This window comes from Klebsiella pneumoniae subsp. pneumoniae HS11286 (assembly GCF_000240185.1).
Classification (GTDB): Bacteria; Pseudomonadota; Gammaproteobacteria; order Enterobacterales; family Enterobacteriaceae; genus Klebsiella; species Klebsiella pneumoniae.
On the sequence record NC_016845.1, the window covers coordinates 280,785 to 299,243 of the forward strand.

Genomic DNA, 18,459 nt, shown 5'->3' on the forward strand with positions numbered 1-18,459 from the left:
CCTCCTTAACCGCGCGTTTTTCCGCCGGCAATGTTAGTGGTGACTCCGGTGATGTAGCTGGCGCGCGCTGACAAGAGATAGCAAACAAAATCAGCCACTTCCGAGAGCTTTCCTGCCCGCCCGATGGGAATGGCGTTTTTGGTATATCCCTCGCGAAGTTGCTCGACGGTGATATTGCGCGTCCAGGCCAGCGCCTCTTCATATTCCGGTGTCCGCAGACCGGTTTTTTCGAGGATCCCCGGCGCAACGCCGACCACGCGGATCCCATATTTACCCAATTCTTTGGACCAGGAGCGGGTAAAGCTGTTGAGCGCGGCCTTGGTCGCGGCGTAGCAGCTTTGACCTTCAGAACCTTCCAGGCCGCTCTCCGAAGAGACATTGACAATCACACCGGCGCGCTGTTTGACCATTTGACGCGCCACCGCCTGCGACATGAAAAACACCCCTTTCTGGTTGATATTGACCATTTTTTCAAAAGCGGCTTCGTTTAATTCATAGCGGCCGGCCGGTGCTTTTTCGTCGACTAATAAACGCGGGAAATTCACGCCAGCGTTATTGACCAAACCATCAATACGCGACCAGCGCTGAATAATGGCATCGATAGTCTGTTGCACCTCTGTCGCGCTGGAAATATCCGTCGGCCAGAAGTGATAATTATCGCCATTGTGATGACGATCGCCGCCATGAATATCAATCATCTGGACATGAGCACCTTGTGATAATAATTCATCGACAATGGCCAGCCCAATTCCCGAGGCGCCGCCGGTCACGATAATGACGTTATCTTTTAAATTTAACCAGGTATTCATTATTCACTCCCATTTCTTTAGATAAAGGGATCCCCCGCAGCGGGTGCTGCGTGAAATCATATCCTGTGTGTTATTTCAGTAATAACTCAGCCGTTTCTCTGTTTGTCACCAGACAATTAATATAGCGTCCGTGCAATGCGCCAAGAATGCCAGAGTATTTCTCTTCCCCCATGGCGATGCCGATGGAATAGCGAGCCTGGCGCAGCTTCGCCATTTCGATCGACAGGGTTTTTTCGCTCATATTGGTATCGACTAACCCGCCGTTAATATCGTAGAAACGCGAACAGATATCCCCGGCGACGTGGCGGGCGTTGAGATCGTCGCTCTCTTCGCTGCCGTAGAAGGCGTGCCAGTTTGCGCCGTCGCGAATGGCCGGTGAACCAATACCCACCAGCGCCACATCCAGGCTGTCCCAGTAGGATGAGATGGTTTTAAAGTGCTGGGACTGCATGATGCCGTTGCGGATCAGCGGGTTATCCAGCAGGGCTGGAAAATCGGCAAGGTGGGATTCCGCTTTCAGTCTGGCTGCCGCGCCGTAGGTTAAGGTGTTCACATGGTAGCGGCTCTCCAGTTTACCGGAAGGTCCACCGATGATGGGGACGCAGATCACCTGGCGTGACTGGCTGGCCTGCGGCAGGTTCTCCACCAGCGAACGCACGGCGCGGCCCCATGAAAAACCGATGATATCGCCTGGCTCCAGCAACCGATCGACAAGCAGGGCGCCATGCTGGCCCATCGCACTCAGCTGTTCTTCTTCCAGCAGCCCATCGCTGCTGGCAACCACCGCCTCTTTCAGGCCAAATTTTTGCTTGAGCTGTTGCTCGAGCCACAGGTTTTCATTGTAGTCATAGTTGATGGCGATGGTAACAATGCCCTGCTCGCGGCCGCGCTTCAGCAGGCGACTGATGGTGGTGCGATAGATCCCCAGCTCGCGAGCAATTTGCGCCTGAGTCATATCCTGCTCGTAATAGAGCTGGGCGATTTTGACAATCAACCGGATATCGTCACTGTTTTCCATGGTCATCTGCAGGCTCCTGCACATTTGTGCAAATCGCGGGTTTGTGCTGTTGATCTGATATAACCCTATTAGAGCCACCGTTTAAAGCGATTTTCTTTTATTTCATCACCCTAATCTGGCGAATAATCTTGCACATTTGCGTTATCAATAGCGGGTTATTGGCACCTTTGTGCATTGCACGCTAAATCTCTGATTCTGTGATATTTCATCATGCAAAGTTGCCAGGCGTTGAGCGGGACACTTTTGTGAAAAAAGGCGTAGTCGATCACACCTTGCGCCGGAGGGCGCAAAGGCACATCTTTTTTCTCGCCCACAAGGTAGGGTATATTTCGCTTTTACAGGAGAATCTATGCTGCCCGACTCATCAACCCGATTAAATAAATACATCAGCGAAAGCGGCATCTGCTCGCGTCGCGAAGCGGACCGCTTTATTGAACAAGGCAACGTCTTTATCAATGGCAAGCGCGCCACTATTGGCGATCAGGTGAAGCCTGGCGATTTAGTCAAAGTGAACGGACGGTTGATTGAGCCGCGCGAAGCGGATGATCTGGTACTGATTGCGCTGAATAAGCCGGTCGGCATTGTGAGCACCACCGAAGATGGCGAGCGCGACAACATTGTCGATTTCGTCAACCACAGCAAGCGTATCTTTCCTATCGGCCGTCTGGATAAAGACTCCCAGGGGCTGATCTTCCTCACCAACCATGGCGATCTGGTGAACAAGATCCTGCGCGCCGGCAACGACCATGAAAAAGAGTATCTGGTCACGGTCGATAAGCCGGTGACCGATGAGTTCATTCGCGGCATGGGCGCGGGGGTACCGATTCTCGGGACCGTGACCAAAAAATGTAAGGTAAAGAAAGAAGCGCCGTTCGTTTTCCGCATCACTCTGGTGCAGGGGCTGAATCGCCAGATCCGTCGTATGTGCGAGCACTTTGGCTATGAAGTGACGAAGCTTGAGCGTACGCGGATCATGAACGTGAGCCTGACGGGGATCCCCTTGGGTGAATGGCGTGATCTAACCGATGACGAGCTGATCGACCTGTTCAAGCTGATTGAAAACTCCTCTTCCGAAGCGAAGCCGAAAGCCAGGCCGAAGGCCAAAGCGGCGACTCCCGGCATCAAGCGCCCGGTGGTGAAGATGGAAAATAGCAACGATAAGGGCCGCCCGGCTGGTAACGGGAAACGTTTCACCCAGCCGGGACGTAAAAAGAAAGGGCGTTAACGCCTGCCGCGGGTCGGCGTATTCGCCGACCAGGAAAAGGTCGCTTCCTTATCCGTTTTATAAGCCTGCTGTTTTCTCACCTGGCGGGCTTTCTTCGCTTCCGCTTCACGCTGCGCCATCAGCTTATCGATATATTCCTTTTTCACGCTGTTCGTTTCCGCATTGCTCAGCGGGCGGCCATGCGCAATACGCGCGCGGTCAAGCAGCGTTTTCAATTCGCGCTGTTCGCGCTCGGTCATCTCTTTTTGTGTAATACGGGGGAGTGCCATGGTGGTGCCCTCAGTCAGACCAGAGCACCCAGTGTACGGCAATGAATATTTTACTGATAGCCTGTATGGCAACTAAAGCAGGCACACGCCCAGGCCTGCGCCCGGACGTATCAAACTCAGCGCTTGTCGGCTTTTTTGGCGATGGGCTTTCCTGACCAGTACCCGGCCAGCAGCGAACCGGACAGGTTATGCCAGACGGAGAACAGCGCGCCCGGCAGCGCCGCCAGCGGGCCGAAGTAAATTTTACCCAGCGCGGCCGCCAGGCCGGAGTTCTGCATCCCCACCTCGATCGCCAGCGTACGGCAGGTGGATTCATCAAAACCAAACAGACGTCCGCCCCAGTACCCGCCAAGCAGACCAATAGTGTTATGCAGGATCACCGCGATAATCACCACCAGGCCGACGGAGGCGATATGGGCGGCGGAACCCGCCACCACCGCGCTGATGATCGCCAGAATGCACACCATCGAGAAGGCGGGCAGGAACGGCTCTACCGCTTTCACCACCTTCGGCAGCAGATGATGGACAATCAGTCCCAGCGCGATAGGAATGACCACAATCTGCAGAATGCTGAGCAACATGCCCATGACGTCGACCTGAATATGCGCGTCGACGTACAGACGGGTGAGCAGCGGTGTCGCCACGACGCCGACGAGGGTGGAGACCGAGGAGATGGTCACCGACAGCGCCACATCCCCTTTGGCAAGAAAGATCATCACGTTGGAGGCGGTCCCGCTGGCGACGCTGCCGACCAGCACCATCCCGGCGGAAAGCTCCGGCGGCATATGAAACAGCAGCGCCAGCAGCCAGGCGGCGAGCGGCATCACCAGATAGTGCAGAAATATCCCCGCAGCGACCGGCGCCGGACGCGACAGGACGCGTTTGAAATCCTCCAGCTTCAGATGCACGCCCATACCGAACATGATCAGCATCAGCAGGGTGGTGACCCATGGGCCAATTGGGGTGAAGGTGGTGGGAGTGTAATAGGCCAGAACGGAGAGCAGCAGTGCCCATAACGGGAACAGCCGCGTCAGAGTTGCGAGCATGTTGTGTTCCTTGCGATACGCGAACCGGGCCGCGCCATCCCGATGGGCGGCGAGCAGGTCAGCTGGTTGTGTTGATGTTGTTATAAAAAAGCCGGGTTCGAGCCCGGCTATAGGTATTGTTTAACGTGCTAAGGAATTTTATTCAAACAAATTATGATGCAGCTTCTGCACAACCTTCTCCGCATCGTCGCCCGGCACCAGGAAGCACAGGTTGTGGCTGGAGGCGCCATAGCAGATCATGCGGATGTTAAACGGCTCGAGGACGCCAAAGACCTCTTTGCCGACGCCGCAGGCTTTCGACAGCTCATTGCCAATCAGGGCGACCAGCGCCAGATTTTCTTCCACTTCCACGCGGCACAGCGAAGAGAGCTCGGTCAGCAGCGCCTGGGTCAGCAGGGTATCGCCCGCAGAGGTCGAGCCGGTGGTGTCCATGGTCAGGGCCACGCTCACTTCGGAGGTGGTGATCAAATCAACTGAGATGTTATGGCGCGCCAGAATACCGAACACTTCGGCGAGGAAGCCGCGGGAGTGCAGCATATTCAGGCTGTGCAGCGTCAGCAGCGTTTGCCGGCGACGCAGCGCCAGCGCGCGGAACAGCGGCGGGTTCTCGGTGGTTTTACACACCAGCGTACCGCCCGCTTTAGGCTCTTTACTGGAGCCGACAAACACCGGGATATCGCTGCGCACGGCAGGCAGCAGGGTCGCCGGATGCAGCACTTTGGCGCCAAAGGTGGCCATTTCCGCTGCCTCTTCAAAGGCGATGACGTCGATGCGTTTCGCCGCCGGCGCGACGCGCGGGTCGGTAGTATAGATCCCCGGGACATCGGTCCAGATATCGACGCGGGTGGCATTCAGCGCTTCGCCGAGCAGAGCGGCGGTATAATCGCTGCCGCCGCGGCCGAGGGTGGTGGTGCGGCCTTTCGCTTCGCTGCCGATAAAGCCCTGGGTCACCACCAGGCCTTCCGCCAGGCGCGGCGCCAGCTGCTGCTGGGTCAGTTCGGCGACGGCGGCGATGTCCGGTTCGGCGCGGCCAAAGCGATCGTTAGTGCGCAGCACTTTACGGGCGTCAAACCACTGCGCCTGAATACCGCGTTCACGCAGAATTTCCACAAACAGCAGGGTAGACATCAGTTCGCCATGGCTGACCAGTTCGTCAGTCAGGGCGGTTGAGGAGGCGAGCGCGGCGGCTTCCGCCAGCGTCGTGATATTTTCCAGCAAGCGCTCAATCTCTTCGCGGATCACGTTGGGATAACGCAAACGCTCCAGAATATTGAACTGGATCTGACGCAGAGCGTCCAGCTGGGAAAAACGTTCGGTGGGTTCCAGCCCTCCCGCTAAGGCCACCAGAATGTTGGTCACGCCGGCAGAGGCGGAGAGCACAACAATACGGGTATTGGCATCGAGCAGCGCCACATCGATGCTGCGGTTCATTGCGTCAAAATCAGCAACGCTGGTGCCGCCAAATTTGGCGACGACTAGATCTGTCATAACAACCTCGTGTCAGGGGGCCTGACTTATTAAAACGATTCCTGAGCACCGATCCTGGCAGGGGCTGGACGCCGCCGGATCGCAACAAAATGTCTTAATAAGCCAGGCCAAATTATTCAGCCATGGCACAAGGGAAGAGCGATAAACAGGGTGGCGCAGAGTGATAAACAACTACGATGTCACCCAGAAGTGCTCCACCTTGTAGACCCGACTCACCGCTTTGGGCGCTGAGGTGTTCGGGTATGAAACGCCCGACTGCGAACGTTTCTGGTGACAACCCAGGGGATTCAGCCCCTGTGGCCGGCGAGGAGCGTGACCAGACGCTCTTTCACCTCGGCGTTGCTCCCCCTCACGTATCTTCCCCGGACTGGTTCCTCCAATACGGTTACCTGGGCAACGCACCTCTTCTGGCAATTACTGACGTCTTTCACCTGGCCGGGGGAACAGGGACATTATATCCCCCGCGAATACCCTTTCGCTGTAGCGTGAAATGCGCGAGCAATAGATACCTACCAATACGTAAGCACTGCGGATATATAAAGGCTTAACGCCAGCTATGTCAACGCTGCGGTTATGCGGATTTTTCATGCCTCTGCGGCTAACAGAAAAAAGCCTTATGATAGCTATACTAATGGGGCTTTTTACTCCGTTTTGACCCGATTCCTGACCGGCGTCAGGGTCAAGTCACAAAAATCATCACAATTTTCCGTCACCGGCGCTACAATCGACCGAAGTCACAATCTCAAATCAGAAGAGTATTGCTAATGAAAAACATCAACCCAACGCAGACCTCTGCCTGGCAGGCATTACAGAAACACTTCGACGAAATGAAAGATGTCACTATCAGCGAGCTTTTCGCCAAAGATAGCGACCGTTTTTCTAAATTTTCCGCGACGTTCGACGATCTGATGCTGGTGGACTTCTCCAAAAACCGCATCACTGAAGAGACGCTGGCTAAACTGCAGGATCTGGCGAAAGAGACTGACCTGGCGGGCGCTATCAAGTCGATGTTCTCAGGTGAGAAGATCAACCGCACCGAAGACCGCGCGGTACTGCACGTCGCGCTGCGTAACCGCAGCAATACGCCGATTGTGGTTGATGGCAAAGATGTGATGCCGGAAGTGAACGCTGTGCTGGAGAAGATGAAAACCTTCTCCGAAGCGATTATCTCCGGTAGCTGGAAAGGCTACACCGGCAAACCGATCACCGACGTGGTTAACATCGGTATCGGCGGCTCCGACCTCGGTCCTTTCATGGTGACCGAGGCGCTGCGTCCGTATAAAAACCACCTCAACATGCACTTTGTCTCTAACGTCGATGGCACCCATATCGCCGAAGTGCTGAAGAACGTGAATCCGGAAACGACTCTGTTCCTGGTGGCGTCCAAGACTTTCACTACCCAGGAAACCATGACCAACGCCCACAGCGCGCGCGACTGGTTCCTGGCAACCGCGGGCGACGACAAGCACGTGGCGAAACACTTCGCCGCGCTTTCCACCAACGCGAAAGCGGTTGGCGAGTTCGGCATCGACACCGCCAACATGTTCGAATTCTGGGACTGGGTTGGCGGCCGTTACTCCCTGTGGTCGGCGATTGGTCTGTCCATCATTCTCTCCGTGGGCTTCGACAACTTCGTTGAGCTGCTGTCCGGCGCGCATGCGATGGATAAGCACTTCTCCACCACTCCGGCGGAGAAAAACCTGCCGGTGCTGCTGGCTCTGATCGGCATCTGGTACAACAACTTCTTCGGTGCGGAAACCGAAGCGATTCTGCCGTACGACCAGTACATGCACCGCTTTGCCGCTTACTTCCAGCAGGGCAACATGGAGTCCAACGGTAAGTATGTTGACCGTAACGGCCACGCGGTAGACTACCAGACTGGCCCAATCATCTGGGGTGAGCCGGGCACCAACGGTCAGCACGCGTTCTACCAGCTGATCCACCAGGGCACCAAAATGGTACCGTGCGATTTCATCGCTCCGGCTATCACCCACAACCCGCTGTCTGACCACCATCAGAAACTGCTGTCTAACTTCTTCGCCCAGACCGAGGCCCTGGCCTTTGGTAAATCCCGCGAAGTGGTTGAGCAGGAATATCGCGATCAGGGTAAAGACCCGGCGACCCTGGAGCACGTGGTGCCGTTCAAAGTGTTCGAAGGTAACCGCCCGACTAACTCCATCCTGCTGCGTGAGATCACCCCGTTCAGCCTCGGGGCGCTGATTGCCCTGTACGAGCACAAAATCTTCACCCAGGGCGCGATCCTCAACATCTTCACCTTTGACCAGTGGGGCGTTGAGCTGGGCAAACAGCTGGCTAACCGCATCCTGCCGGAGCTGAAAGACGGCAGCGAAGTTAGCAGCCACGACAGCTCTACTAACGGCCTGATTAACCGTTATAAAGCCTGGCGCGCATAACGCTTGCGCAGCTAAGACGGAATGCCGACCCTTTGGTCGGCATTTTTATTTATAGCCGCCGCAGCAGCCTCGCCGGATTCCCCGCCCACACGCCTTTCTCGGTAATGGACTTCGTTACCACGCTGCCCGCGCCTATCACCACCCCATCGCAGATGCTGACGGCCAGAATCGTGGCGCCGCTGCCGATCGACACGTCATCGCCAATCTCGATCCGCCCCCAGCTGGCGCGGTCGGCGTTTGGTTTACCCTCGCGAAACAGGTCGTTGGCAAACATCACGCCGTGACCGATAAAGCAGCGCTGGCCGATGGTGACGTACTCGCAGATAAAGGTATGGGACTGAATTTTACTGTTCGCGCCGATGCGGGTATTCCGCTGGATCTCAACGAACGGCCCGACGAAGACGTTATCGCCGAGCTGGCAATCATAGAGGTTGGCGGGCTGGTAAATAACGACATTTTCCCCACAAACGACGTTACGTACGCCGGTATCACGAAGCTCAGGCATAGTTCCTCTCAAATCGGTTTGGCCAGAATATGTAAGGTGCTTTGCTGGCTGGCGGAGTGGAAAATCGTGTCTCTGATGTGCTGCATCCCCTGGCGTTCGTAAAAACGGCGCGCGGCGGGATTCGCGGCGAGTACTTCCAGCCACAGCCAACTTTCACCGGCCGTTTTTGCTCGCGTCTCGACGGCGTGAAAAATATGCTCGCCGTAGCGGTGGCCAGTCTTCCCCGGCATCAGGTAGAGCTTATGCAGCAGCGTACCAATCTTGCCGTCGTCAGCCATTCGCTGCTGATAGCTATATTTAGCGAAACCAACAGGAGAGGGGGCTTCGGCGATGAGCCAGTGTTGGGTCGCATCCGCAAGACTCCGACGTAGCGCATCTTCGGCATATTCTTGCTTAAGAAATAACGCCAGTTCATCGGCATCGCGCCAGAGATGAGCAAAGTGGTGATGATAGCTGGCATAGCCCATCGCGCTAAGCTGGGGCGCGTCCTCGGGACATGCCTGTCGAATAGTTAACATGCTGCGTTCCTCGCGTCGTTCTGCGGCTATATTGCCTGTAAAGTGAACAATGTGGAACGACAAAAATCGGTGGGAGAAGGCTGGAGGCGCTCCCTCCAGCCTGGGGGTTAGCGGGCGAAAGCGATCGCTTCGATTTCGACGCCGGCATCTTTCGGTAACCTTGCCACCTCCACACAGGAGCGCGCCGGAAAGGCCGCCTGGTGTTCGATAAAGAAGGCCTCGTAGGCGGCATTGATGGCGGCAAAATCCGCCAGGTCTTTGACAAACACCGTAGTTTTAACGATCTGCCCGACCGTGAGTCCGGCGGCTTCGACGATGGCTTTCACGTTCTCCAGTGATTGCCGCGCCTGTTCGGCGATATCGCCTGGCATGGTGCCGTCCAGCGGATTAATCGGCAGCTGACCGGAGGTGATGGTCATCGCGCCGAGATTGACGCCCTGCACGTACGGGCCGATAGCGGCAGGCGCGTCAGCGGTGGTAATAATCATACGGTTTATCCTTCAAACGGTTACATAAAATAATTTAACAACACCAGCGAGCCGACGCCGCTCACTACCACCCACACCAGACCTAAACGGAAGCTGGCGAGCGTGCAGATGATGGCGGCGATCACCTTCGGATTTTTTAAGTCGAACTCCATGCTGGAATTCACGCTCAGGATCTAAATGGTGATGATGGCCGGCAGAACAGTGACCGGCACGAAGCGTAGCGTTTTGGTCACCCGCTCGGACATCTGGATCTTGCCGGCCAGGCCGATAAACGAGAAACGGATGAGAAAAGTCACCGCGGCCATGCCCAGCGTCAGGGCGATAAAATAGCTATTACTCATTTTCCATCGCCTCCACTAACGGCATATCGGATTCGGTTTTTGCCATCTGCTTGCGCTCTTCCGCCAGGTCGACGCACAGGCCGGCGAGGACGCCAAGCACTGAGGCGACGACGATACCCAGCGAATAGGGTAGGACCACTAACAGCACGCCGGAAACGGCGGCTACAACCGCGGCGACGGTGCAGGCCTGGCTTTTAATTTGCGGCACCACGATGGCGATAAAGGCGGCGACCATGGCGAAATCGAGACCGTATTTCTCAATGTGGGGAAACGAGGCGCCGACCAGCGCGCCAAGAAAATCAGCCAGCACCCAAATCGCCCAGAAGGTAATCATCGCCGAACCATAAAACAGATATTTTTCCTTTTTATTTCCTTCCATCTCTTTGACGGTGGTGGCATACACCTCGTCGGTGAGCGCATAGGACATAAAGCATTTTTTAAAGAATGAAGCTTCACGCACGCTGCCGGAAATAGAGGCGCTATACAGCACGTGGCGAAGATTGATAATTAATGTGGTGAAAATAATCACGCCGAGCGTGGCGCCGGTTTTTAACATATTCAGTGCCAGCATTTGCGCCGAGCCGGCAATGACGATCGCCGACCACGCCGTACTCTGCCAGACGCTCATGCCCGCGCTAACGCTTAATGCGCCGACAATAAATGAAAATGGAAAGTCGCCGATGCATAGGGGCATAATAGCGCTGGCGCCGCGGAAGATGACTTTTTTATTCATCTGCTATACCTGCTAATTTATAAATAATAGTGTGGGTAGAGTACGTTAATCGGGACCTGCTCTTTCAGGCCCGTGAAATGGTATTATTTAGCGACCATAATGCTGATAATTTCTTTATCGGTGAGAGTCATTGGTTTAATCACCAGACGGCACAGGTTATTAATAGTCTGCTCGACATCGGCGCAGACAATACCGTCATTGGCGCCAGCGCAGCTATTTTGCATGGCCATTAGTACCGCCTTAAAGGCGCTGGATACCACTGACGAGACTTTCATCGCGCAGCTGTTGGAACCGCCATCACAAATCATGCCGGTAATATCGCTGACCATATTAATAATTGCGGTATTAATGGTGTTGATATCGCGGGTAAACAGCCAGGCCATACCGGCGGCGGCGCCCATAGCGGCGGTTGAGGCTGCGCATAGCGCAGATAAGCGCGTATAACGAGAATGAATTGAGATGGCGGTGAGATGAGATAGAGACAAAGCGCGAGCCAGGGTCTCTTCATCGACGCCGAGATGCTCTGCAACCACCACTACCGGTATGGTTGCTGTAATGCCCTGATTGCCTGAGCCGAAGTTAGACATCGCTACCACCGGCGCGCCGCCCATGCGGGCATCTGAAGCGGCGACGGTGTTGATGATCACCTTGCTTAACAGATCGTTGCTCATCAGGCCGTTTTTCACTGCGTCAGAAAAGGTACCGTTAATGTTCAGGCCATATTTTTTTGTTTTGCCTTCTGCCGCCAGCGCGGAGTTTAAGCGCGCGGCGTCGAGAATAAAGCGAATATCATTAAAGTCGACGCGATTAATAAAGTCGTAAGCCTGTTGTAGCGAGAAAGTGGGCAGCGTTTCGCGCTGGGTGTGCGTATTCTGTTTTTCGCTTAATGGCTGCGGCTGGCCATTAATATAAAGCTCGACCACGTTGGTGTGGGTTCCTTTGACCACGACACGACAGCAATTCTCGCCAGCAGAGAGGGTTAAATCGAGATGAATAAAATCCGGAGTCTCTTCGACGGCAATATCAACGGCGTTATTGGCGATCAGCTTCTGCGCCATTTCAACGTGCCGCGGAGTGATATCTTCCAGCGTTTTTAATCCCTTTTGCGGGTCGCCGCCAAATGCGCCAATTGCGGCTGCCAGCGGTACACCGCAAACGGTGGTGCCGGGTATGGTGACGCCCATCGCGTTTTTATAAAGATTGGCGGAAATAAAACCGCTAATTTTGGTGCAAGGCTGATCCAGATATTGTGCGGCGTAGGCGGCCGCGAAGGAAATAGCGACGGGTTCAGTACAACCTAAAGCCGGGGCGACCTCTTGTTTGAGCCATTTTACGTACAGGGAAGCGTTATCGGTGTTCATAATGATTTAATGTCCAAAATTAAATTTTATTCAGCTGCGATAATGCTAAGACAAAAGATAAGAAAAAACTTACCCTAATAACCATAAAAAGACTGTGGTTTGGAGAAAAATTTTATCTTACGGGAGGTTTTAAGATACACCTGTGTCAAAAAGTAAACTTTTTATATTTCAGTTAGTTGGGGTGATTCGTTCTAAGCGTAACGGATGTTTTTGTTAATCTGCTCACAGCGTTTCTGGAAGGACAATTTTCTCTTGTTCGTACTTTTCGAATCAATAGCCCGGAGATAGCGTAAGGCGAAGGAATCATAGGTAGATCTGGATCACACTTTTGCGCTATACAGATCGACAACGTTCATGCATTTGAGGTGTCACTATGCCGTCGGTATATCGTCCGCTGGTTAATTTCGTTGCGAAGGCCATGCAGGCCGTGCTGAATCTGGCACTGCTGTGCCTGGGAATTATTCTGGTGGTGTTCCTGGGAAAGGAGACCCTGCATCTGGCGCACGTACTGTTTACGCCGGAGCCGGTGAGTAAGTACAAGCTGGTCGAAGGGCTGGTGGTCTATTTTCTCTACTTTGAGTTTATCGCGCTGATTGTTAAATATTTTGAATCCGGTTTTCACTTTCCACTGCGCTATTTCGTCTATATCGGTATTACCGCAATTGTGCGGCTTATTATCGTCGATCATGAGTCGCCGCTGGCGGTGCTCATTTACTCCGCGGCGATCCTGATCCTGGTGATTACGCTCTGGCTGTGTAACTCCAATCGCCTGAAACGCGAATAAAAAAAAGCGGCCTCCAGGGCCGCTGACCAACAGTCACAAATAGAATTTATGTAGGGTCCAGTTGAGGATAGCAGTGGCATTGACCTTACTTTTTCAGCTGAGGGCGACGGCGACAATACCCGGTTGGGGTCGTGTATTGCGGCTAGACCGTCGGCCCTCCTCTGAAATTTGGGGCCGGTGTTACAAAAAAATTAACCTTTCACTCCACCCGCCGTCAGGCCATTAACCAGCCAGCGCTGCGCCAGCAGGAAGACAACCGTGATCGGAATGGCGGAGAGCACCGCCGCGGCGGCAAAGTCGCCCCACAGATAGTTCTGCGGGTTGAGATACTGTTGCATACCTACCGCCAGGGTATAGCTGTTCACATCGCGCAGCAGCAGCGAGGCGACCGGCACTTCGGTGATGGCCGCGATGAACGACAGAATAAACACGACTGCCAGAATCGGCACCGACAGCGGCAGCAGCACCAGACGGAAAGCCTGCCATGGGGTCGCGCCATCCAGCGCCGCCGCTTCTTCCAGCGAGCCATCGATGGTTTCGAAGTAGCCTTTAATCGTCCAGACGTGCAGCGCGATACCGCCCATGTAGGCAAAGATGACGCCGCCGTGGGTGTTGAGGCCGACGAACGGGATGTACTGGCCCAGGCGGTCAAACAACGCGTACAGGGCAACCAGCGACAGCACCGCCGGGAACATCTGGAAAATCAGCATCCCTTTCAGCAGGGTCGCTTTCCCCGGGAAGCGCATACGGGCGAAAGCGTAAGCGCAGGTGGTGGAGAGAGCGACGATACCGATCGCGGTGATCCCGGCGACCTTAATCGAGTTCCACAGCCACAGCAGGACCGGGAACGGCGGCGGCGTGACGCGGCCATCGGCGTGTTCGACGCTGAAGCCTAACGCCAGACGCCAGTGCTCCCAGGAGATGGTATCCGGGATCAGGCTGCCGGTGGCGAAGTTGCCTTCGCGCAGCGAGATAGCGATAACCATCAGCAGCGGAAACATAATCGCGGCGATAAAAATCAGTAGCAGGAGATGCGTGGTAAATAAACGTAGCTTCTGCGATTTGGGTTGGACCATAGCCATTATCGTTATCTCCCTTAATCAAACTTCATGCGCGTGGCTTTCAGATTCACAATCGCTAACGCGCCAACCAGCAGGAAGATAAGCGTTGCGATAGCCGCCGCCAGGCCGAAGTCCTGACCGCCGCCGCCTTCAAAGGCGATGCGATAGGTGTAGCTCACCAGCAGGTCGGTATAACCGGCCGGGGTGGTGGTGCCGAGACGGTCCGGACCGCCGTTGGTCAACAATTGAATCAGGACGAAGTTGTTAAAGTTAAAGGCGAAGCTGGCGATCATCAGCGGCGTTAGCGGCTTAATCAGCAGCGGGAAGGTAATTTTAAAGAAGTTCTGGAACGGGCCGGCGCCATCCATTGCCGACGCTTCGTACAGATCGTCCGGAATCGCCTTCAGCAGCCCCATGCACAGGATCATCATGTACGGGTAGCCCAGCCAGGTGTTGACGATGATGATCATGGTGCGCGCGGTGGTCGGGTCGCTAAACCAGGCCGGCTTAATGCCGAACAGCGTGCTGAGCATCATGTTGATTTCACCAAAGCTCTGGTTGAACAGCCCTTTGAAAATCAGAATCGAAATAAACGACGGTACGGCGTACGGCAGAATCAGCAGGACGCGATAAATCGCTTTGCCTTTCAGCGCTTCCCACTGCACCAGGCAGGCGAGGATCATCCCCACCGCGACGGTCAGCACCACGGTCAGCACCGAGAACACCACCGTCCAGACGAAGATCGCGAAGAACGGTTTCTGAATGCCTTCATCGTGGAAGACGCGGGTAAAGTTGTCCCAGCCGATAGTCACAGTGTAGCCCGGGCTCAGCTTCTCATTGCCCCAGCTGCCGTCGGCGTTAATTGACTGGTAGAAGCCGACGTCGTTGTTCGGGCGGTATTTAACGTGGGTCTGATTGTTGGTCAGTACCCCGTCTTCGCCGAGGGTATACAGAGGCTGGGTACCGGAGAACTGGCGCAGGGAGCTCATGATGACTTTGCTGTCATCCGGCAGCACAGCGGTCAGCTGGTTCAGCGCGGTGCGATTCTGGGTAATCACGCGCAGGTTGGCGCGCTCGCCTTCCGGCAGGGCGTCGGTTTCTTTTAACGCCAGCTTCTGCTCGCCGCCAAATTTAAAGGCGTCAGAAAGGTAGTTTTTACCGCTTTCGCCGTCGGTCAGCGCCAGCTTCCACTCGTCACCCGCAGGGATCAGCGTGAAATTATAGGCTTTGCCGGCCTGGAAGGAACGATCCATCAGCACCTGCTGCGCACGCTCAAAGGTCAGCTGGTTGGTGCTACTGTAGTTGGTAAACGCGATAGCGATAGTGCAGATCAGCGGAAACAGGACAAACAGGCCCATGCCGGCGAGGCCGGGATAAACATAGCGCCAGGCATAAGCCTTGCGATTAGCGAAAATATACAGGCCAACTGAGCTTAAAATCAGCGTCATGATGGCGAACAGGTACTCCCCCTGGGCGTACATCAAAACAACAAGGTAACCCACCAGCAGGCACAGTAAGCCAATCACAGACCATGTGAGTTGCGGGCTTTGCCACCAGTGTCTCTTTTTAACGGCATCCATGGGGATCATCCTCTACAGCGGTGAAAACTTATTTGTCAGGTGGCGCTTCGCTTACCTGACCTACGGTCCGAGCCGTAGTGGTAGGGCGGGTAGGCGCACGCGCCACCCGCCGTTTTCTTACTTAGTGATACGGCTCTGTGCATCTTTCAGCGCAGCATCGACAGTCTGGCGACCGCTGGCGGCGTTGATAACCGCGGTACGAACGGCATACCAGAAGGCAGACATCTGCGGGATGTTAGGCATGATTTCGCCTTTCTGGGCGTTCGCCATGGTGGCAGCGATGCGCGGATCTTTTTCCAGTTTTTCCTGGAAGGATTTCAGCGCCACGGCACCCAGCGGTTTGTCGTTGTTAACGGCTTCCAGACCCTGATCGGTCATCAGGTAGTTTTCGAGGAACTCTTTGGCCAGCTCTTTGTTCGGGCTGGCGGCGTTGATCCCCGCGCTCAGCACGCCAACGAACGGTTTCGATGGTTTGCCTTTAAAGGTTGGCAGCAGGGTCACGCCGTAGTTAACCTTGCTCTTATCGATGTTAGACCACGCCCACGGACCGTTGATGGTCATCGCGGTTTCGCCTTTGTTGAAGGCCGCTTCCGCGATGGAGTAGTCGGTGTCGGCATTCATGTGCTTGTTCTTGATCAGGTCAACCAGGAAGGTCAGGCCCGCTTTCGCGCCTGCGCTGTCCACGCCGACGTCTTTCACATCGTACTTGCCGTTTTCAAACTTGAACGCGTATCCGCCGTCGGCAGCGATCAGCGGCCAGGTGAAGTACGGTTCCTGCAGGTTGAACATTAGCGCGCTCTTACCTTTCGCTTTCAGTTCTTTATCCAGCGCCGGGATCTCTTCCCAGGTCTTCGGCGGGTTCGGCACCAGGTCTTTGTTGTAAATCAGGGACAGGGCTTCGACTGCGATCGGGTAGGCGATCAGTTTGCCGTTATAGCGAACCGCATCCCAGGTGAACGGATAGAGTTTGTCCTGGAACGCTTTGTCCGGGGTGATTTCCGCCAGCAGGCCCGACTGCGCGTAGCCGCCGAAACGGTCATGCGCCCAGAAGATGATGTCTGGGCCGTCGCCGGTCGCCGCAACCTGCGGGAATTTCTCTTCCAGCTTGTCCGGGTGTTCTACGGAAACTTTAATGCCGGTGTCTTTTTCAAACTTTTTACCCACTTCAGCGAGGCCGTTGTAGCCTTTGTCGCCGTTAATCCAGATAACCAGCTTACCTTCTTCAATTTTTGCGAGGGCAGAGGCGGAAAACATCATCGTGGTCAGTGCCGACAGCGCGAGGATGCGAGCGCCAGTTTTGATTTTCATATACCCGTCCTTTTTGGTGTTGTACTCGTGGATACACTTCGGTGGCTTAACGATGATGAGTTTCCTTTTTTAACAACCCCTTTCCATCCTCCCCAGGTCTACGCCCCACCCGCTGGTTGTGTGATCTCCATTGCAAAAACGGCCGTATTGCGTCCTGGAGCACAGAAAAAAGCGCCCAATTTTGTCGCCTCCATCACGAAATCACGCTCCGCCCGCCATCCCCCGCGGCGAGAGCCAATCTCTCATCCTCCCATCTCCTCCCCCATAAAAAAGCCGGGGGGTGGAGGATTTACCTGCGTAATGAATGCCGCATAGTCGACCCATCTTGAATGTGACTGTTAGTGACAGGTTGTAACGAAGGGAGAAGGGCATGGCGAGCGTACAGCTGCGAAATGTAACGAAAGCCTGGGGTGACGTGGTGGTATCGAAAGATATCAATCTCGATATCCACGAAGGGGAATTCGTCGTGTTTGTCGGGCCATCGGGCTGCGGCAAATCTACCCTGCTGCGTATGATTGCCGGGTTAGAAACTATTACCAGCGGGGACCTGTTTATCGGTGACACCCGCATGAACGAGATCCCACCGGCAGAACGCGGCGTTGGGATGGTATTCCAGTCTTATGCACTCTATCCCCACCTTTCCGTTGCGGAAAATATGTCGTTTGGCCTGAAGCTGGCCGGCGCGAAAAAAGATCTGATTAACCAGCGGGTGACTCAGGTTGCGGAAGTGCTGCAGCTGGCCCATCTGCTGGAGCGTAAACCGAAAGCCCTCTCCGGCGGTCAGCGCCAGCGCGTGGCGATTGGTCGTACGCTGGTGGCAGAGCCAAGCGTTTTCCTGCTGGATGAGCCGCTTTCCAACCTCGATGCCGCCCTGCGCGTCCAGATGCGTATCGAAATCTCCCGTCTGCATAAGCGACTGGGCCGCACCATGATCTATGTCACCCACGATCAGGTGGAAGCGATGACCCTCGCCGACAAGATCGTGGTCCTCGACGCCGGCCGTGTGGCGCAGGTTGGGAAACCGCTGGAGCTCTATCACTATCCGGCTGACCGCTTCGTTGCCGGCTTCATTGGTTCACCGAAGATGAACTTCCTGCCGGTCAAAGTCACCGCGACGGCTATCGATCAGGTGCAGGTTGAACTGCCGAACCGTCAGCAAATCTGGCTACCGGTGGACAGCGCCAACGTGCAGGCGGGCGCCAATATGTCCTTAGGTATTCGACCGGAGCATTTATTGCCCAGCGATATCGCCGATGTAACCCTTGAAGGCGAGGTCCAGGTCGTCGAACAGCTCGGTCACGAAACGCAAATTCATATCCAGATCCCCGCCATCCGTCAGAACCTGGTTTACCGCCAGAACGACGTGGTGTTGGTAGAAGAGGGAGCCACATTCGCTATCGGTTTGCCGCCAGAACGTTGCCATTTATTCCGTGAGGATGGCACCGCTTGTCGTCGGCTGCATAAAGAGCCGGGCGTGTAAGGCTTCCCATTAAAAAAGCGCGAACCCGGCT

At 55.1% G+C, this 18,459-nt stretch carries 19 protein-coding genes and 1 other annotated feature; of the genes, 4 read left to right on the top strand and 15 right to left on the bottom strand.

Translation table 11 applies throughout. The annotated features are described in order from the left end of the window. Positions 1-5 precede the first annotated feature (5 nt). Positions 6-809: a sorbitol-6-phosphate 2-dehydrogenase gene (locus KPHS_02410; protein ID YP_005224541.1), complete on the bottom strand. Its 804-nt coding sequence runs from the start codon at positions 807-809 to the stop codon at positions 6-8. 70 nt (positions 810-879) lie between these two features. After that, complete coding sequence (locus KPHS_02420) at positions 880-1,833, bottom strand: SorC family transcriptional regulator (protein ID YP_005224542.1); 954 nt, start codon at positions 1,831-1,833, stop codon at positions 880-882. Between the two features lie 343 nt (positions 1,834-2,176). Between KPHS_02420 and KPHS_02430 the strand changes: the two genes are divergently transcribed. Beyond that, on the top strand, positions 2,177-3,052 hold the full coding sequence (locus KPHS_02430; protein YP_005224543.1) for a 23S rRNA pseudouridine synthase F: 876 nt from the start codon (positions 2,177-2,179) through the stop codon (positions 3,050-3,052). Here KPHS_02430 and KPHS_02440 read toward each other — a convergent pair. The 3 genes from KPHS_02440 to KPHS_02460 form a co-directional block, all read right to left on the bottom strand. After that, positions 3,049-3,321, bottom strand: a complete 273-nt coding sequence (locus tag KPHS_02440; protein YP_005224544.1) for a DUF3811 domain-containing protein — start codon at positions 3,319-3,321, stop codon at positions 3,049-3,051. The genes KPHS_02430 and KPHS_02440 overlap by 4 nt on opposite strands. A gap of 116 nt (positions 3,322-3,437) precedes the next feature. Further along, positions 3,438-4,367, bottom strand: a complete 930-nt coding sequence (locus KPHS_02450; RefSeq protein YP_005224545.1) for a putative cytochrome oxidase — start codon at positions 4,365-4,367, stop codon at positions 3,438-3,440. Between the two features lie 138 nt (positions 4,368-4,505). Continuing rightward, a complete protein-coding gene (locus KPHS_02460; protein ID YP_005224546.1) occupies positions 4,506-5,855 on the bottom strand; it encodes an aspartate kinase III in 1,350 nt (449 codons plus the stop codon). A gap of 764 nt (positions 5,856-6,619) precedes the next feature. On the opposite strand from KPHS_02460, the gene KPHS_02470 reads away from it, so the two are divergent. Continuing rightward, positions 6,620-8,269 carry a glucose-6-phosphate isomerase gene (locus tag KPHS_02470; RefSeq protein ID YP_005224547.1) on the top strand — a complete coding sequence of 550 codons (1,650 nt, stop codon included), beginning with the start codon at positions 6,620-6,622 and terminating at the stop codon, positions 8,267-8,269. Positions 8,270-8,318: 49 nt separating this feature from the next. On the opposite strand, the gene KPHS_02480 is transcribed toward KPHS_02470, so the two are convergent. The 7 genes from KPHS_02480 to KPHS_02540 form a co-directional block, all read right to left on the bottom strand. Continuing rightward, positions 8,319-8,774, bottom strand: coding sequence for a UDP-3-O-(3-hydroxymyristoyl)-glucosamine N-acyltransferase (locus KPHS_02480; protein ID YP_005224548.1), 456 nt, complete (start codon positions 8,772-8,774; stop codon positions 8,319-8,321). Between the two features lie 8 nt (positions 8,775-8,782). Then, positions 8,783-9,292, bottom strand: a complete 510-nt coding sequence (locus KPHS_02490) for a GNAT family N-acetyltransferase (RefSeq protein YP_005224549.1) — start codon at positions 9,290-9,292, stop codon at positions 8,783-8,785. A 107-nt stretch (positions 9,293-9,399) separates the two neighbouring features. Further along, positions 9,400-9,780: a reactive intermediate/imine deaminase gene (locus KPHS_02500; RefSeq protein ID YP_005224550.1), complete on the bottom strand. Its 381-nt coding sequence runs from the start codon at positions 9,778-9,780 to the stop codon at positions 9,400-9,402. Between the two features lie 20 nt (positions 9,781-9,800). After that, positions 9,801-9,932: a hypothetical protein gene (locus KPHS_02510; RefSeq protein ID YP_005224551.1), complete on the bottom strand. Its 132-nt coding sequence runs from the start codon at positions 9,930-9,932 to the stop codon at positions 9,801-9,803. Then, positions 9,801-10,121: a sequence feature (potential frameshift: common BLAST hit: gi|375258435|ref|YP_005017605.1| putative transmembrane protein), on the bottom strand. It overlaps the preceding gene by 132 nt. Then, positions 9,954-10,121 (bottom strand): L-asparagine permease, encoded by a 168-nt coding sequence (locus tag KPHS_02520; RefSeq protein YP_005224552.1) that lies wholly within the window; start codon positions 10,119-10,121, stop codon positions 9,954-9,956. It overlaps the preceding feature by 168 nt. Continuing rightward, positions 10,114-10,854 (bottom strand): putative amino acid transport protein, encoded by a 741-nt coding sequence (locus tag KPHS_02530; protein YP_005224553.1) that lies wholly within the window; start codon positions 10,852-10,854, stop codon positions 10,114-10,116. The genes KPHS_02520 and KPHS_02530 overlap by 8 nt, the downstream gene beginning before the upstream one ends. Positions 10,855-10,937: 83 nt before the next feature. Next, positions 10,938-12,215, bottom strand: a complete 1,278-nt coding sequence (locus KPHS_02540; RefSeq protein YP_005224554.1) for a serine dehydratase subunit alpha family protein — start codon at positions 12,213-12,215, stop codon at positions 10,938-10,940. A gap of 373 nt (positions 12,216-12,588) precedes the next feature. On the opposite strand from KPHS_02540, the gene KPHS_02550 reads away from it, so the two are divergent. After that, positions 12,589-12,999, top strand: a complete 411-nt coding sequence (locus KPHS_02550; RefSeq protein ID YP_005224555.1) for a phosphate-starvation-inducible protein PsiE — start codon at positions 12,589-12,591, stop codon at positions 12,997-12,999. A 191-nt stretch (positions 13,000-13,190) separates the two neighbouring features. Here the strand turns inward: KPHS_02550 and KPHS_02560 are convergent, their stop codons facing one another. From KPHS_02560 to KPHS_02580, 3 genes are all read right to left on the bottom strand, one after another. After that, the gene (locus KPHS_02560; RefSeq protein YP_005224556.1) at positions 13,191-14,081 is read right to left on the bottom strand and encodes a maltose transporter permease; all 891 of its coding nucleotides are present in this window, start codon (positions 14,079-14,081) and stop codon (positions 13,191-13,193) included. Positions 14,082-14,095: 14 nt separating this feature from the next. Next, positions 14,096-15,640, bottom strand: a complete 1,545-nt coding sequence (locus KPHS_02570) for a maltose transporter membrane protein (protein ID YP_005224557.1) — start codon at positions 15,638-15,640, stop codon at positions 14,096-14,098. Positions 15,641-15,757: 117 nt separating this feature from the next. Beyond that, positions 15,758-16,948: a maltose ABC transporter periplasmic protein gene (locus tag KPHS_02580; RefSeq protein ID YP_005224558.1), complete on the bottom strand. Its 1,191-nt coding sequence runs from the start codon at positions 16,946-16,948 to the stop codon at positions 15,758-15,760. Between the two features lie 370 nt (positions 16,949-17,318). Between KPHS_02580 and KPHS_02590 the strand changes: the two genes are divergently transcribed. Continuing rightward, entirely contained in the window at positions 17,319-18,428 is a 1,110-nt protein-coding gene (locus KPHS_02590; RefSeq protein ID YP_005224559.1) for a maltose/maltodextrin transporter ATP-binding protein, read from the top strand. Positions 18,429-18,459: the final 31 nt, after the last annotated feature.

Coding starts and splice junctions, on each gene's coding strand:
- KPHS_02410 (YP_005224541.1), bottom strand. CDS start 809: ATGAATACCTGGTTAAATTTAAAAGATAACGTCATTATCGTGACCGGC.
- KPHS_02420 (YP_005224542.1), bottom strand. CDS start 1,833: ATGACCATGGAAAACAGTGACGATATCCGGTTGATTGTCAAAATCGCC.
- KPHS_02430 (YP_005224543.1), top strand. CDS start 2,177: ATGCTGCCCGACTCATCAACCCGATTAAATAAATACATCAGCGAAAGC.
- KPHS_02440 (YP_005224544.1), bottom strand. CDS start 3,321: ATGGCACTCCCCCGTATTACACAAAAAGAGATGACCGAGCGCGAACAG.
- KPHS_02450 (YP_005224545.1), bottom strand. CDS start 4,367: ATGCTCGCAACTCTGACGCGGCTGTTCCCGTTATGGGCACTGCTGCTC.
- KPHS_02460 (YP_005224546.1), bottom strand. CDS start 5,855: ATGACAGATCTAGTCGTCGCCAAATTTGGCGGCACCAGCGTTGCTGAT.
- KPHS_02470 (YP_005224547.1), top strand. CDS start 6,620: ATGAAAAACATCAACCCAACGCAGACCTCTGCCTGGCAGGCATTACAG.
- KPHS_02480 (YP_005224548.1), bottom strand. CDS start 8,774: ATGCCTGAGCTTCGTGATACCGGCGTACGTAACGTCGTTTGTGGGGAA.
- KPHS_02490 (YP_005224549.1), bottom strand. CDS start 9,292: ATGTTAACTATTCGACAGGCATGTCCCGAGGACGCGCCCCAGCTTAGC.
- KPHS_02500 (YP_005224550.1), bottom strand. CDS start 9,780: ATGATTATTACCACCGCTGACGCGCCTGCCGCTATCGGCCCGTACGTG.
- KPHS_02510 (YP_005224551.1), bottom strand. CDS start 9,932: ATGGAGTTCGACTTAAAAAATCCGAAGGTGATCGCCGCCATCATCTGC.
- KPHS_02520 (YP_005224552.1), bottom strand. CDS start 10,121: ATGAGTAATAGCTATTTTATCGCCCTGACGCTGGGCATGGCCGCGGTG.
- KPHS_02530 (YP_005224553.1), bottom strand. CDS start 10,854: ATGAATAAAAAAGTCATCTTCCGCGGCGCCAGCGCTATTATGCCCCTA.
- KPHS_02540 (YP_005224554.1), bottom strand. CDS start 12,215: ATGAACACCGATAACGCTTCCCTGTACGTAAAATGGCTCAAACAAGAG.
- KPHS_02550 (YP_005224555.1), top strand. CDS start 12,589: ATGCCGTCGGTATATCGTCCGCTGGTTAATTTCGTTGCGAAGGCCATG.
- KPHS_02560 (YP_005224556.1), bottom strand. CDS start 14,081: ATGGCTATGGTCCAACCCAAATCGCAGAAGCTACGTTTATTTACCACG.
- KPHS_02570 (YP_005224557.1), bottom strand. CDS start 15,640: ATGGATGCCGTTAAAAAGAGACACTGGTGGCAAAGCCCGCAACTCACA.
- KPHS_02580 (YP_005224558.1), bottom strand. CDS start 16,948: ATGAAAATCAAAACTGGCGCTCGCATCCTCGCGCTGTCGGCACTGACC.
- KPHS_02590 (YP_005224559.1), top strand. CDS start 17,319: ATGGCGAGCGTACAGCTGCGAAATGTAACGAAAGCCTGGGGTGACGTG.